The sequence below is a fragment of the Pseudoduganella albidiflava genome (genome assembly GCF_004322755.1).
Taxonomy (GTDB): Bacteria; Pseudomonadota; Gammaproteobacteria; order Burkholderiales; family Burkholderiaceae_D; genus Rugamonas; species Rugamonas albidiflava.
Genome location: NZ_CP036401.1, coordinates 833241 through 848396 on the forward strand (window position 1 = coordinate 833241; position 15156 = coordinate 848396).

General features: G+C 69.5%; 9 protein-coding genes. 6 read left to right on the forward strand and 3 right to left on the reverse strand.

The window, feature by feature from the left end; translation table 11 throughout:
* Positions 1-120: 120 nt before the first annotated feature.
* The 6 genes from EYF70_RS03565 to EYF70_RS03590 all read left to right on the forward strand — a co-directional run bounded on the left by EYF70_RS03565 (position 121) and on the right by EYF70_RS03590 (position 9150).
* Positions 121-1656: a hypothetical protein gene (locus EYF70_RS03565; protein WP_131144173.1), complete on the forward strand. Its 1536-nt coding sequence runs from the start codon at positions 121-123 to the stop codon at positions 1654-1656.
* A complete protein-coding gene (locus tag EYF70_RS03570) occupies positions 1653-3161 on the forward strand; it encodes a hypothetical protein (protein WP_131144174.1) in 1509 nt (502 codons plus the stop codon). Before EYF70_RS03565 ends, EYF70_RS03570 begins: the two co-directional genes overlap by 4 nt.
* A gap of 41 nt (positions 3162-3202) precedes the next feature.
* Positions 3203-3670, forward strand: coding sequence for a hypothetical protein (locus EYF70_RS03575; RefSeq protein ID WP_131144175.1), 468 nt, complete (start codon positions 3203-3205; stop codon positions 3668-3670).
* A gap of 3 nt (positions 3671-3673) precedes the next feature.
* Positions 3674-7339: a tubulin-like doman-containing protein gene (locus EYF70_RS03580; RefSeq protein ID WP_229420690.1), complete on the forward strand. Its 3666-nt coding sequence runs from the start codon at positions 3674-3676 to the stop codon at positions 7337-7339.
* Positions 7340-7342: 3 nt separating this feature from the next.
* A complete protein-coding gene (locus EYF70_RS03585) occupies positions 7343-8641 on the forward strand; it encodes a hypothetical protein (protein ID WP_131144176.1) in 1299 nt (432 codons plus the stop codon).
* A 65-nt stretch (positions 8642-8706) separates the two neighbouring features.
* Positions 8707-9150, forward strand: a complete 444-nt coding sequence (locus tag EYF70_RS03590; protein WP_131144177.1) for a hypothetical protein — start codon at positions 8707-8709, stop codon at positions 9148-9150.
* 137 nt (positions 9151-9287) lie between these two features.
* Here the strand turns inward: EYF70_RS03590 and EYF70_RS03595 are convergent, their stop codons facing one another.
* The 3 genes from EYF70_RS03595 to EYF70_RS03605 form a co-directional block, all read right to left on the reverse strand.
* Positions 9288-11372, reverse strand: coding sequence for a tetratricopeptide repeat-containing diguanylate cyclase (locus tag EYF70_RS03595; protein WP_131144178.1), 2085 nt, complete (start codon positions 11370-11372; stop codon positions 9288-9290).
* A gap of 160 nt (positions 11373-11532) precedes the next feature.
* Positions 11533-13296 carry an ABC transporter ATP-binding protein gene (locus EYF70_RS03600; RefSeq protein WP_131148876.1) on the reverse strand — a complete coding sequence of 588 codons (1764 nt, stop codon included), beginning with the start codon at positions 13294-13296 and terminating at the stop codon, positions 11533-11535.
* A 106-nt stretch (positions 13297-13402) separates the two neighbouring features.
* Positions 13403-15154 carry an ABC transporter ATP-binding protein gene (locus EYF70_RS03605; protein ID WP_131144179.1) on the reverse strand — a complete coding sequence of 584 codons (1752 nt, stop codon included), beginning with the start codon at positions 15152-15154 and terminating at the stop codon, positions 13403-13405.
* Positions 15155-15156 lie beyond the last annotated feature (2 nt).

Genomic DNA, 15156 nt, shown 5'->3' on the forward strand with positions numbered 1-15156 from the left:
AGGAAGTTCCCCCAATTACCGCGCACAGCGCCTTTGTTTTGGGTCACCTCCAGTTCATCTGGCGGCAGTCAAATGCGTTATGATTGACGCAACAAGATTGCAAACGTGGATGGGGGATCGATGGATGAATGGTGGCGGGCCGGGGACAGCGTGTGGCGCGAGGATGCCGCCACGTCCACGCGCTTCGTGCTCGAGGCGGTGCAGGGCGTGCCCCGCATCGACTGGGAACTGGCGCGCAACCGGCTGACGGATGTCGCGCTGCTGGTGGGCGCGGCGCTGCCCACCACGTGCACGCACGCGGCGATCTTCCCGCCCGAATTCTCCTTCTGCCCCGAATGCGGCGCGGCGCTGCATCGCGCCGGGCCGGTGCAGCATGCGGCATGGTGGGGGCCGGCCACCGGCCTCCTGCCACCCGGCGCTGCCACGCTGCCGCGGCATGTACCCCACGGATTGTCCCAGACGGCGCTGCCGCTCGGCGAGGCGCTCGAAGGGCGCGAGCCGGAACCGGCCGTCGGCCGGCCGGACTGGCGCATGCCCGCGCCGCCAAACGCGGTGTGCGTGTTCGCCGCCGCCGATTTCGGTTTTTCCGCCCAGCGCCTGGTCGCGCTGGCGTACACCCGCAACGTGGTGCAGTACTGGGATCCGCCCGGCGCGCGCTGGCACGTCTTCGCGGCGGACGAAGGCGCGGCGGACCTGCACTTCACCGCGTCGGCCTATGCGTGGCTGCCGCCGGCGGAATCGCAGGGGGAGCGGCGCCGCGGCGAGTTCGGCATCGTGCCCACGGCGCATGGCCTGTTCCGCCTGGTCGTCAATCCGCTTGCGGAAAGCTGGCGCACCGAGCCGGTGTTCCAGGCGCGGCTGGCCGCCAGCCCGGGTGGCGTCGGCCGGCGCATCGCCTGCCCGTTCGTCACGCCCGATGGGGTGCGCCTGTGGAGTGCGGCCGCCGATGGCGCCGATCCCGAAGTGCTCGAGATCGACCCGCTCGATCCCGCCGTGCCGGTACCGCAGGCCGGCTGGTCGCGCCCGTTCAGCTACGACGGCCGGCTGTACTGGCTGCACGAGGAAGGCCAGCTGCTGTGGCGCCCCGGCCATCCGCCGCGCTGGCTGCCGTGGCCATTCCCGTGGGTGCCGCGCCTGCAGTTCGGCGGCCCGGCGCGCAGCCGCGACGGCCGCCTGTGGCTGATCGGGAACGACGGCGCCAACTATTCGTTCCGCGCGCTGGACGATGGCGCCGGCCTGGGCACGCCACAGGTCGAGTCCATCGACGGCGCGCGGCTCGGCTTCGGCACCTTGCTGTTCCGCCGCGGCCACCAGGTCAAGGACGATCCCTGGTCGGTCGAGGACGTGGAAGACCAGGCGCGCGGCGATGCGCTCGTGCTGCCGCTGCTGGAAGCGGTATCGGCCACGCGCGACCAGCCGTCCGGCCTGGTGCTGCGCTTCCCCGGCTTTACCGGCCGCGCCGAGGCGGCGCTGGCCGGCGAGGTGCTGCCGCGCACCTTCGTCGAATGGATCGGCCGGCAGAACGTGATCCTCGACGAGATCGCCCGCCTGAAGAACCCGGGCGAGTGCGTGCCGTTCGTCTGGCACGGCAGCCTGTGGCTGCACCACCCGACGTGGAACGAGATCCGCGGCTGGAAGCTGGAGGGCTTCGCGTGACGCGCTGGCAGCGCTGGCCGGTGCTTGTCCTCGCGTGCTGTGCCACCTTCACCGCGCAGGCGGCGTCGCACGTGTTCCTGGTGCAGAACTCCGGCTGGATGGAACCGTTTTATACGGACCCGGCATCGCCCTACAAGGCGCTGGTGACGGAAGTGGTGCAGGCGGCCATGGCGCCCGGCGATGCGCTGGTGCTGGCGGCGTTCAACCAGGGCTTGCCGGGCGCGCCATCGCCGCGCGCGCTGCTGGCGCAGAAGGGCAAGCCGGACCGGGCCAGCTTGCGCGCCGTGCTCGATCCGCTGGAAGTGGGCCGCAAGCCGGGCGGCAAGGCCATGGCCGATACCGACCTGGGCGAAGCCGTGGGCAGCGCCATCGACGGCGCGCTGGGCGGCAAGCCCGGCCTCGTGTGGCTGTTCACGAACAACCGCAACAGCCCGAACAACGACCAGGCCACGGCGCGCCGCAACCGCGAGTTCTACCAGCTGATCCACGAAGGCGCGGCGATCCGCAAGGCGCTGGCGTTTCCGCTGAAGATGCCGGTGCGCGGCGCGCAGTACAGCGCGGGCGGCCTGATGGTCTACGTGTTCGCCGTGCAGGAGCAGGGCGCGCGCGAACTCGATGCGCTGCTGGCCAGCGGCCGCCTGAATCAGGTGATCACCGAAATGCCGGCGCGCCTGAAACCGCTGGACCAGGACACGGTGCGCCTGGTGCCGGCGCGCGTGGAAAACACCCCGGGCGTGCGCTACGCCGTGCTGCCGGATGGCCGGCTGCGCGCCGAGCTCGATGCCGGCACGCCGGCCGGCGCATCGTCCGGCCACGCGGCCCGCATCACCTGGCGCCTGGAAAACACCATGTACCCGTACACGATCACGGCGGCCGACATCAGTGCGCAAGCCGCGCTGGCCGGTGAAGTCAAACCCGTCGCCCTGCAGACGGATGCGGTGCGCAATCTCGCGCCGGGCAAGCCGCAGCCGCTGGCGTCGTCGCTGACCCTGCCGGTAGCGAACCTGCCCGGCAAGTGGTCGCTGGCGGCGCTGTCCACGGCCGGCTCCGCGCAGGTGATCCCGGGCCGCATCGAAGTCACGCTGGCCAACCAGCGGCTGGAGCTGTCGCAGGCGTTCCGCCAGCGCATGGCCGAGCTGTTCCCCGGCGACCCGCTGCCGGACATCTTCACGCCGCCGGCGCGGATCCAGGGCTCGCGCGCCGTGCTGCCCGTCGAAGTGCGCCTGCAATATGGCGCCGGCCCGCTGCTGGCGGCCATCGGCGGCCTGTTCGCGGTACTGGCGGCGGCCGGCGCGCTGGCGGTGGCCGCCACGCGCGGCCGCAAGGTCGTCGTCAGCGTCGACGGCGAACCGCGCACGCTGCGCACCAAGGCCGGCGCGAAGACCCCGCTGTACAACACGGCCGGCGACCAGGTCGCCGAGCTGCACACCACGCTGTTCGGATACCAGCTGGCGAACGTGCGCGAAGGCGCCAACGTCCAGCTCGCTGGCAGAAGTGGCAAATAAAAGTCGCAAAGAGCGCCAGACAAGAAACCAGAGGAAAAACCATGCAAGCCAACGAACCCCAGCGCGATCCGGGTTTCCGGATCCCCGAAGACAAAGCCGCGCAGGCGCCGACCGGCGACGGCACGCTGTCCACCACGCCGCCCGGCGATAGCGCTGGCACGGCAGGAACCACGGGCACCGGCATCGAGGTCGCGCCGGAAGGCCAGGCACCGGCCACCGACACGTCCACGCGCGACATCGCCATCGGCGGCGCCGTGTTCCTGTTCCTGCTGGTGATCTTCTTCTTTGCCCGCAACGCGTTCTCGAACCACCTGGTGCGGCGCCGCGTGGCGCCGTCGTCGGCCGACACGGCCGGCTGGCTGCTGTTCTTCGGGCTGGCGTTCCTGTCCGCCGCGGTGGTGCTGGGCTTCGTCAACTCCACCAAGTTCCTGAACGTGGCCATCACCGGCACGCTGCTGGTGTTCGGCATCGCGGCGATCGCGGGCGCGCTGTTTACCGGGCGGAGGTAGGCCGTGGATCCGATCGGGAAAAAGACCGAGCTGAAAGTCGACCTGCGGCCGACGCTGTTCATCGGCGCCGGCGGCACGGGCATGGAAGTCATGATGCGGATCCGGCGGCGCATCCTGTCGGCCGTGTGGAACCGGCATCATCCGGCGCGGGTGGAATCGATCGGCGAATTCCCCGTCGCGCGCTTCCTCCATATCGACCTGGACAGCGGCGCCGTCATCGACGAGGGCAAGTCGCAGCGCACCGACCCGTGGTATGAACTGGTCAAGCTGGGCGACGAAGAGCGGCTGGTCGAGCCGATCGACCTGCAGCAGTACCACGAATCCGACGACAGCCTGGCGCGCTTCCCGCTGATCGAGAACTGGATGCCGCTGCGCCCGAAGAAGCTGCGTTCGCTGGGCATCGATCCCTCGCTGGGCGCGGGCCAGATCCGCGCCGTGGCGCGGCTGTACCTGTTCGACAAATATCCGAAACTGCGCGGCCGCATCAAGGGCGCGCTGAACTTCCTGGCATCGAACGCCGGCATCGAGCGCAAGGACAATTACCAGCGCCTGGGCCTGCAGGTGGATACATCGAAGTTCCGCATCGTCGTCATCGCCTCGAACGCCGGCGGCACCGGCGCCGGCACGGCGCTCGACCTGGGCTGGCTGGCCAAGGCGATCGCCCGGCAGGAAGTGGCCGACAGCCAGGTCGACCTGGTGATGTTCATGCCCACCGGGTATGCGCGCGCCAACAAGGAACGCACCGAGGCCAATGCCTACGCCACGCTGATGGAAATGGAGACGGCGATGCGCGACATGAACGCGCAGGTGCGCTGGGCCGATCCGGACAGCCTGGTCGGCCGCGGCGCGCCGTATGACGACGTGTATTTCGTCGACACCGCCAACCTGGCGAACAAGGCCACGCAGGATGTCAAGGACGTCTACCAGATGGTGGCCGATTCGCTGTTCGAGGATTTCGCCTCGGCCGATTTCGCCAACCGGAAGCGCTCGGTCGCCGTCAACCAGCAGCAGCACAAGCTGGGTCCGTTCAACCCGAAGGTGCCCGAGACGCGCTTCGGCGACATGCGCCTGTCGTATTCGAAGGTCTACTCGGCGTTCGGCCAGTCCGTGCTCGACACGCAGCAAGGCCTGCGCGAGGATATCCGCGCCTACGAGCTGGCGGCGCTGATGGTGAAAGCGTTCTTCGGCATCATCGGCAAGGATGGCGCGCCCGCGCGCCGCGCCGGCGACGGCGAGCGCGACGTGTTCATGCGCGAGCACATGTGGCTGGCCGAGCGCCCGTTCGACGAATTCCCCGATTTCAAGAAGGGCACGGTGGAAGTCACGCCGTTCCAGGAATACGCGCTGACCGACCAGCTGCTGATGGACAAGGACCAGCGCTCGCTGCTGGAGCGGGTGGAAGCGAAGGTGCAGGCCGAGATCGACCGCATCACCGGCGGCTACGACCTGAAGGAATGGCGCGCCAAGATCGCCGAGCTGCTGCCGCAGCTGGAGCGCGACGCGATCCGCGAAGCCGGCGCCATCGCCGAGACCAGCGAAGACCGGCTGAAGCGCCACACCCAGGAACTGGTGATGCGCCTGAAGGGCCGCGTGCGCGAGCGCCTGTATGCGCTGCTGGACGACCGCCGCCAGGGCGGCCTGGAATTCGTGCTGTCGCTGCTGGAGCAGATCAAGGCCCGCGTGGCCCAGCGCGATATCCCGCGCATGGAACACAACGAGCGCCGCTACCGCGAGATGCGCGATGCGCTGCGTACCCGGCAGGTCGAGGAATCGCTCAACAATCTTTCGCAGGCCGCTAGCAAGTGGATCAACGCCGGCGCGCAGGCGCGCGAGGTGATCGTCCACCTGAAGCGCGACATCGCCGATTACCTGCGCTTCCACCTGCTGTCCGTCACGGCGGGCCAGTCGGCCGAGGTGCTGCGGCAAGTGTCCGCGTGGCTGGGCGAGCCGCAATCGGTCGATGAAAAGGGCCAGGCCGTATGGTCCGGCATCGCCGGCGAATTCCAGGAAGGGCGCCGCTGCGTGGAAGCCATGCTGGGCGCCGTCGACCAGCGCGTGGCGCAGCTGCGCGCCGACGCGCAGCACGACCATGCCACCTACATGAAGCTGGCCAGCGACGAGCCGCCGCCGCCCGTGAAGCTGACCGGCGACGTGTCGGCGTGGAGCGAGGAAGTGCTGCTGGAATTCGGCGGCTCGGCGCGGCTGTTCCCGCAACTGGGCGACGAGAAGCTGCGTTCGTCATTGCTGCTGAAACTGTTCCGCCGGGCGCAGACGCAGCTGTCCACCGAGGAGCTGGAAGCGGGCGGCAACGCGGAACCGGCCGATCCGCTGCTCGAGCGCCTGCTGGCCATGTCCGTGCAGGAGCGGCAGCGCGTGTTCGCCGAATGGCTGAAGAGCGCCATGCCGTGGGTGAACGCGCGCTTCTCGGCCGAGTTCACGCCGGGCGCCGACCAGTTCAAGTGCTTCGTCGGCGTGGGCGACGTCAATGCGTGGAAGCGGCTGGAACCGGAAATCCGCGCCGCCGCGCCCACCGGCTATTTCCACGGCGAGCTGGTCAACATCGTCAACACCGGCGTCAAGGGCCGGGCGGTGTGCTACATCGAACTGTCCGGCTATCCGATGACGGTGCTGCGCGGCTTGCCCACCTGGCGCACCTCGTACCAGATCGAGAACCCGAAGATCCCGACCCACCTGCACTTCGATGCGACGCGCTTCCGGCACCCGATCGCGCCCGGCATGGATGAACTGAACCGGCTGGCCGACGACTACGAATGGTTCCTGCAGGCCGTGGCGCTCGGCGTGCTGAAACGCAAGGCCGACCTGGCCGACCGCGAGGCATCGTTCCAGCCGCGCGGCCAGTACCTGTTCGAAGTGGAGCAGGGTTCCGGCGAATGGCTGCAGGTAGGCAACGAGTACGCGGTGCGCTCGAACGGGCTGCCGTCGTACTACCGCGAGCAGATCGTGGCCACCGTGCAGCAGCGCCTGGCCCGCATGGGGCCGCACCAGTTCCTGCTGCTGGCGGCACTGATGCGCTATTTCCAGCACCGCGTCTACCAGCCGCGCCTGGAAGTGGACGAGACCGGCGCCGAGCTGCCGTCGCCTTCGCTGCCGAACATCACGGCCAAGCGCCTGCACGACGAATGGCTGCGGCGCGCGCTGGCGGCCGAGCCCTCGCTGGCCGGCGCGCTCGACCGCGCGCTGGAATTGCTTACGCAGTGGAGCGAGCCGGTGCCGGGATCGGCGTCCGATGCCTACCAGTGGGAAGTGCAGCACAGCGTCGACAAGCGCGTGCCGCGCGCCGAGTATCTGGCCGGGAATGCCGCGGCGCAGGCGCTGCTGGCCGGCGGCGTGTCGATCGCCAAGGCGGTAAATGCGCCGGCTGGCATTGCCACGCCGGCCGCCGCGTCTTCCGCTGCATCGGGCACCGCGTCCGCCGCGTCCTCCCTGTTCAAGGTGTTCGTCAACCGGATGCAGCAGGGCCCGTACACGGTGGCCGAGCTGGCCGAGCGCATCGCGCGCGGCGAAGTCACCGCCGCCACCAAGGCCTGGAACATGCGCTGGGTGCCGCACGTGGATCAATGGCAGCCGGCCGGGGCGGTGGCGGAACTGGCGCCGCTGTTCGCCCAGGCGATCCCCGATCCGGTGGACGATATCCCCGACCCGGAGTAAACGGTGACGCCAGACTTTCGCTGCATAAACGAAGCCTGCCGGCGCGGCTTCCCCCGCGCCGTGCGGTTCTGCCCTTACTGCGGCACCGCGCAAGCCGCCGCGGCACCACGCGCTGCCGTTCCGCCGCCGGCGCCGGTGCCGCCGCCCGCTTCGCCTCCCACATTGCCTCCGACGCCGCCGGTTGCACCGATACCGCCGCGCACGCCGGCCGCCGCGCCGACGCCATCGCCGGCGGCACCGGCCCGGCCGCCGGCCGCGCCGCGCCCTGAGCCGGCCCAGCCGCCGCGCTACCAGCAACCGCAGCCCGCCGCCGGCGTGCCCCGGCCGCCGGGCGGGGTGCCGGGCGGGCCATCGCAGCCGCCGCTGCGCAAGCCAATCGGTAAGGGCACCTGGCTGTTCGTGGCGCTGCTGCTGCTGGCGATCTGGTTCCTGGTCAAGCCGGGCGATCCGGCGAAGAAACTGGACAGGAAAGTGGACGACGCCGTCGCGCTGACCGAAAGCTGCAAGATCGGCGATGCCCGCGAGGCGCTGGCCGAGCTGCGCCGCGAGAAGGCCAGTGCGACCCAGTTGGCGCGCCTGCAGAAAGCCATTTCCGCCACCGCACCGGCCTGCGAAAAGAAAAGCCAGCGCGCCAAGGCGTGGTCGGACACCCGCGCTGCGCTGGAAACCGCACTGGCCGCGAACGCGCTCGACAAGGCCTCGACGCGGCTGTCGGCATTCGTCAAGCGCTGGGGCGAGGACGAGCCCGCGCGCGAGATGCGCAGCCGCATCGATGCGCGCCGTGCCGAGAAACTGCTGGACGATGCCAGCGCCTGCCTGGACCGGCGGGACCGCGCCTGCGTCGAAGCCAAGCTGAACGCTGCCGAGAAACTGCGCCGGCCGGAAACGCGGCAGCGCATCGACTCGCTGCGCGAAGCGCTGTCGCGGATGCTGGAAGCGACGCTGCTGGAAGGCGCGCAGGTGGCTCCGGGTCAGGCGAGGCCCGGCCAGGGCCGGCCGGCCGGGCAGGGCGCTTATCCGCCGCCGCTGTCCACGGCGCCGCCGCAGCCGGCCACGTCGCCCCTGGTGGCGACCGCGGCAAGGACGGCGTCCGGCAGCGCCGAAGCGCGCCGCCTGCAGGGCGAAGCCGAGCGCGAACTTGCCCAGGGCAACTACCGCAGCGCGATCGGCCTCGCCGGCCAGTGCACCGCGGCCGGTGGCGCCGAGTGCGGCGCCTTGCGCGACAGGGCCGCCCGGCTGGAGCGCGAATTGCACGCCTGCGTCCAGGGCGGCCGCGAATGGGTCGGCCAGCGCTGCGAATAGGGCCACCGGCATCCGCGCCGCGCTGCGCCGGCGAATTTTGTTAAGCTGCCGGCAAGGAGGACATCATGCAACGACCATCACGATTCATCATGGGCGCCGGAACGCTGGCGCTGCTGCTGGCTTTTGCCGGCTGCCACAAGGAAGACGACCGCCGTGTCGAGGAGTCCGTCGAGCGCGCCGGCAAGGACATCGACGCGGCCACCGAGAAGGCCGCCGGCCACCTGGACAAGGCACGCGAGGATCTGCAGGACGCGGCGAAGGACACTGGCCGCGAGCTGGACCAGGCGACCGACAAGGCCGCCGTGCACCTGGAAAAGGCGCGCGAGGACTTCCAGGATGCGGCCAGGGAAACCGGCCGGGGGCTGGACCAGGCGGCCGAGAAGGCCGGCGCGCAGCTGAACAAGGCAGCCGAGGTGGTGGGCGAGAAGCTCGAGCGGGCCGGCGAGAAGATGCAGGCCAGCGCCGAGGCCGCGCGCCAGGAGGACGAGGCGAAGGGCAAGGCGAAGTAGCCAGTGGCCGCTGCGTCTGGTGCCGGACATTTTTTCCGAAGGTCTTTGTCGGGAAAAGTGTACGGCACCGGTTTTCTGTTCAGGAAATCGGCAACATCATGCGAAAACCGGTCGGTCCGCCGCAGCGGTCCAGGCCCTCAAGCCGGCACATCCTGCCGTTCGACCCCATCCACCGGCAGCACATCGCCGGCCACCACGGCCAGGTCGACGAATCCGTTGCGCCATGCGCCTTCCAGATCCTGCTCGATCGCTTCCAGCGTGGTGCGCTCCAGGTCATGGAAGCCATGCAGGCCATATGCGCGGTTGCGGCCGTGCGACTTGGCCATGTACAGCGCCATGTCGACGAGGTTGACGGCGCGCTCCCATGACAGCGGCGTGCCGCCCGGGGCCAGCGGGTAGGGTGCGAAACCCACCGATACATTGATGCGCAGCGTCTTCTCGCCGTAGGCGATGGCCTGCGACGAGATGCCGCGCAGGATGCGGCGCGCCACGTCATCGAGGCCATCCCGCGGTACCGCCGGCAGGAACGCCAGGAATTCCTCGCCGCCCCAGCGCACGATCATGTCCGTCTCGCGCAGCGTTTCGCGCAGGTTGGCGGCGATCGTCTTCAGGACCGCGTCGCCGGCCGCGTGGCCATGGGTGTCGTTGATGTGCTTGAAGTGGTCCACGTCGAGCAGGAACAGCGCGCCCACCAGCTCGTCGCCGGCGGCGCCGCCATGGTGGCGCCGCTCCACCTGTGCGTGGGTGCGCATGAAGTCCTGGAAATGCCGGCGGTTGTACAGCGAGGTCAGCGGATCGAGCGAACTTTGCTGCTTCAGTTCCTGGTTCTTCACCTCGAGCTGGGCATTGGCCTGGCGCACCTTGCGGTACAGCAGGCCCACCACCACGGCGGCCAGCGCGAACACCAGCGCCAGCAGCCACCAGATGCGCTGCTGCAGGCGGCGATTGTCCAGCTCGGCGCCCTTGACGCGGTTTTCCTGCCGCAGCGCCTCGATCTGGCGGGCCTTCTTTTCGGTATCGTATTTCTGCTGCAGTTCCAGCACGGCCTTCTGGCGCTGTTCGGCGAACATCTCGTCCGAGATGCTGCGCTCGCGATGGTAGGCGGAGATGGCGCCATGGTAGTCCCCGGCGCGCTCCAGCGCGGCGCCGTATTCGATCAGCACGGCCTGCAGTTCGGGCTTGTCGCCGTTTTTTTCGAAGCCATCCAGGCCCGCCTCGAACTGGCGCTTGCCCTCGGCCACCCGGCCCATCCCCAGGTAAGCCTGGCCCAGGTTGACGCGCGCCGTGGCGATCACGCTGGGACTGTTGATGTCCACGCCCGCCGCCAGCGCCTGCCGCGCGGCATCGGCGGTGCGCGCATAGTCGCGTTCCTTCAGGTAGCTGTCCGACAGGTTGACGAGCGTGTCGGCGATCATCTGCCGCGCGCCCAGCCGGCGCTCCACCGCCAGGCCTTCCTGCAGCGCACGGCGCGCCCGCTCGTACTGGCCCGATTCGATGGCCAGGCCGTACTCGGTGCCCAGCGCGATCGCCAGGCGGCCGGGCGAGCGCATCCGCTTCGCCACCTCCAGCGATTCGCGCTGCACTTCCCAGCCCTTGTCGTACTGCTTCATGTCGGTGTACAGAAAGGTCAGCGCATTGAGCGCGCCGGCCAGCGGCGCGTCGTCATCCGCGACCTTGCGCGCCAGGTCGATGGCGGCCTGCAGCTTGCCGAGTGCGGCCGGGTAGTTGCCCTGTTCCTGGAATGACTGGCCGGCCGAGATGGTTGCCTGCACGCGCAGCGGCAGGTCGGCGGTAAGATTGGCCGCCCGTTCCGCCTCGAAGTTCGCCTTGTGCGAACCGGCCAGGTCGTTCAGCTCGTACAGCGCATAGGCACGGGCCAGCTGGCCCTTGGCATAGGTGGCGTCGTCGCGCGCCTCGCGGCCCCAGGCCACCAGCTCGTCGCCCATCGCCAGCGCGCGCTTCGGGTCGCCGCTGCGCCGGATGGCACTGCTGTACAGCCAGAGGAATTCGGCGCGGGTCGCCAGTGGCGCCGCGCGCGCCCTCGCTTCCAGCCGGCCCAGCCGGGCGGCCGCGTCGTCCGGGACGAAGCGCACGATTTCACGCGTGGCCGCCAGCTCCGCATCCAGGTCGGCCTGGCCGAACGCCAGCGCGGGCGCCAGCGCCAGGGCGGCGGCGAAACGGCGTACGGCGCGGAGACGGGGGATAGGGAGCAGGGTGGCCACGGCAAGTTCTTGCCGCGCTGGGGTAGTGCACGGCTGTGCCTTATTATAGGCCTGTTGCCATATGGAATCTCACGCCCACCCGTGATATTTCACGGATGGGCGGTCCCGCACAGCATTTTCGCAACAACGTTATTTCGCCGTCATTGCCGGGTTTGCAAGCTCAGGCCGCCAGCTGTTGCAACAGGTACAAGCGCTGGTACAGGCCGCCCTCGATGCGCATCAGCGCGTCGTGCGAACCGGATTCCTCGATGCGGCCATGGTTCAGCACCACGATGCGGTCGGCATCGCGGATCGTCGACAGGCGGTGGGCGATCGCGATGATCGTCACCTGGCCGCGCAGTTCATCGAGCGCCTGCTGCACGATCTGCTCGGTGGCGCTGTCGATGCGCGAAGTGGCTTCGTCCAGCAGCAGCACGCGGGGCTCGCCGGCCAGTGCCCGGGCAATCGCGATCAGCTGTTTCTGGCCGGACGACAGCCGCGAGCCGCCTTCGCCCAGCAGCGTGTCGTAGCCGTCTTCCAGCGCCGTGATGAACTCGTGCGCATGCGCGGCCCGGGCGGCCCGCTCGATCCGCTCGGCCGGCAGGTTGCGGCCCATGTCGATGTTCTCGCGCGCCGAGGCGGCCAGCAGGAACGGGTCCTGCGGCACCAGCCCCACGCGGGCGCGGAACGCGTCGAGGCCGATATCGTCGAGCGGCTGGCCGTTCATCAGGATGCTGCCGCGCGGCGCCGGGTAGTAGCGCAGCAGCAGCGACAGCAGTGTCGACTTGCCGCTGCCGGTATGGCCGACGATGCCGTAGAAGGCGCCCTGCGGGATCTGCAGCGACAGGTCGTGCAGCACCCGCTGGTTGTTGACATAGGCGAAGTCCAGGTGGCGGATGTCGATGGCCGGCGTGCCCGGCGCGACAGCCTCGTTGGCCGCCTCGCCGGATGCGCCCTTGCCATGTTCCGGCGAGCCCGCCTCGTCGAGCAGGGTGGCCACGCGCGCGGTGGCCACTACTGACTGCTGCAGCTGGGAGAATTGCATGGTGATCTGGATCAGCGGCTCGATCACCCGCGCGATATAGCTGATGAACGCATACAGCACGCCCACCTCGGCCACGCCCAGCACGGTGCCGTCGGCACGCTGGCCGAACAGCCAGATGACCGAGGCGAGCAGCACCACGTTGAGCATGTCCAGCGCCGGCCGCAGCAGCCAGGCGTTGGCGCGGATCTCGGCCACCCGCTGGGTGTACTGGTCCTCGTTGGTGCGGCTGAACCGTTCGGCGAAGCGGGCCTGGGCATTGTTCGCCTGCAGCACGCTCATGCCGCCGATCGACTCCGCCACCTGGGCGTTGATGTCGCTGCGCAGTTGGCGTGCCTTCGCCACGGCCGGCGCCGACAGCCGCTGGTACAGCCACACGATCAGCAGCACGCACGGCATCAGCCCGACCACCAGCGACATCAGCCGCCAGTCCAGCCATGCCATCGCCAGGATGGTCCCGGCCAGCACGATGGTGCTGTCGAGGATGACGAACAGCACCTGGATGTACAGGCCCTTGACCGCCTCGGTGTCGTTGGTCACGCGCGACACCAGCTGGCCGGTGATGGCGCGGTCGAAGAACGCCATCGGCAGGCGCAGTACGTGGCCGTACACCCGCTCGCGCAGGCGCTGCACCGAGCGCATCGCCAGCCCGGAAAGGCGCACCAGCTGCAGGTAGCGCAGCCAGGTGGAGGCGCAGCCGGTGGCCACCACGGCGCCCAGCAGCAGGCCCATCGCGGTCCAGTCCATGACGCGCGGCAGCAGGTACTCGTCGATCAGCCGCTTGCCCAGCAGCGGGCCGATCACTTCCAGGCCGGCGGCGATGGCCAGCCACAGCACGGCCCACCACAGGTGGTGCCCTTCCGGTCCGGCGGCCGTCTTCAGCAGGCCGAACGCGCGCCGCATCGAGTCGGCATGGGCCGGGTCGGCGGCTTGTTCCCCGCCTTTTTCCACATCTTTTTCCACGCCTTTTTCCACGCTTTGTTGTGCGTCTTTCTCCGTCGCCAGGTCTTCAGCTTGCATCGAGGCTCGCCTCCAGTTGTTGGTAGCGCCACTGGCTGGCATACCAGCCATCCCGCGCCAGCAGTTCGTCATGCGTGCCCTGCTCGACGATGCGGCCGTGGTGCAGCACGACGATCCAGTCGGCGTTCACCACTGCCGATAGCCGGTGGCTGGCGATGATAGCGCTGCGGACCGGCCGCGCGCGGCGCAGTTCTTCCAGGTGTTCGAGGATGCGCGTTTCGGTGCCGGTATCGACGGCGGACAGCGCATCGTCGAGCAGCAGCAGGTCGTTGTCGGACAGCAGGGCGCGGGCGATCGCCACGCGCTGGCGCTGCCCGCCCGACAGCGTGATGCCACGCTCGCCCACTTCCGTTTCGTAACGGTGCGGGAACAGCAGGATGTCGTCGTGGATCGCCGCCAGGTCGGCCGCATGTTCCACCTCGGCCCGGGTGGCGCCGGGCTTCGCCAGCGCGATGTTCTCGGCGATCGACGCCGAGAACAGGAACGATTCCTGCGGCACCCAGCTGATCGCGCTGCGCAGCGCATCGAGCCGGTAGTCTTCCAGCGCATGGCCGTTCCAGCGCACGCTGCCCGACTGCGGCGCCATCTGGCGCAGCAGCACGCGCAGCAGCGTGGTCTTGCCGGAGCCGGTCGGCCCCACCAGGCCCAGGGTCTGCCCGGGGCGCAGGCGCAGCGAGACGTCCGCCAGCGCCGGCTCGGAATGGCCGGGATAGCAGACGGTAAGGTGTTCCAGCGCCAGGTCGCCCGGTTGCAGCTCGGCCAGCGTGCCGTGGTCGGCGATGGTCAGCGGCGCGTCGAGCATCGGCTGCAGCCGCTGCCACGCGGCGCGGCCCCGTTCCAGCAGCGACAGCACCCAGCCGGCCGCGAACATCGGCCAGATCAGCTGGCCCAGGTACATCGAGAAACTGGTCAGCGCGCCGATCGTCAGCTGGTCGGTCCACACCAGGTAGCCGCCCACGCCCAGCGTCAGGCCGGTGGCGGCGGCCAGCGTCAGGCCGACCGCCGGTTCATAGCCCGCTTCCCAGCGCTGCGCGGTGAGCGCCGCGTCGGCCGCCTTGCCGGCCAGTTCGGAAAACGTGGCGGCGCTGCGTCCTTCCAGGCCGAGCGTGCGCAGCGTGCGCACGCCGGACAGGGTTTCCTGCACATGGTCGTTCAGCGCCGAAAAGCGCTTCAGCGAATCGGCGGCGGCCTTGTGGATCTGCGAGGAAATGCGCCAGAACGCGTAGGCCATCAGCGGGAACGGCAGCAGCGCGACCAGCGAAAGCCGCCAGTCGACACCCAGCGTCATGATGCCGATCACCAGCACCAGCGTCAGGGCGCCATCGAAGCCGGCCAGCATCGCTTCGCCGGCGGCCTGCTCGATCGAATCGATGTCGTTGGTGGCCAGCGCCATCAGGTCGCCGGTGCGCTGCTTCTGGTAGAAGGCCGGACCCTGCAAGGTAAGGCGCCGGTAGAAGCGGGTGCGCAATTCCACGCCCAGGCGGTAGGCGGTCGAGTACAGCTTGATGCGCCATGCCACGCGCAAGCCATAATTGGCCACGCCGACCAGCAGCAGTAGCCCCACGCCTTCGAGCAGTTCGGCGTGCGGGAGGCGCTGCGCGGCCAGTGCGTCGACCAGCTGGCCGACCTTGCGGGGAATCCAGACACCGATGACGGCGACCAGCGCCAGCATCACGCCGGCACTGGCATACGCGCGCCAGTGCACCCTCACGAAGCCCGTGATCAGCCTCGATAAACTCATGA

What these genes read in the sequence shown, in the direction of transcription:
- EYF70_RS03565 (WP_131144173.1), top strand. Translation starts at nt 121, where the DNA reads ATGGATGAATGGTGGCGGGCCGGGGACAGCGTGTGGCGCGAGGATGCC.
- EYF70_RS03605 (WP_131144179.1), bottom strand. Translation starts at nt 15,154, where the DNA reads ATGAGTTTATCGAGGCTGATCACGGGCTTCGTGAGGGTGCACTGGCGC.
- EYF70_RS03600 (WP_131148876.1), bottom strand. Translation starts at nt 13,296, where the DNA reads ATGCGGCGCGCGTTCGGCCTGCTGAAGACGGCCGCCGGACCGGAAGGG.
- EYF70_RS03590 (WP_131144177.1), top strand. Translation starts at nt 8,707, where the DNA reads ATGCAACGACCATCACGATTCATCATGGGCGCCGGAACGCTGGCGCTG.
- EYF70_RS03575 (WP_131144175.1), top strand. Translation starts at nt 3,203, where the DNA reads ATGCAAGCCAACGAACCCCAGCGCGATCCGGGTTTCCGGATCCCCGAA.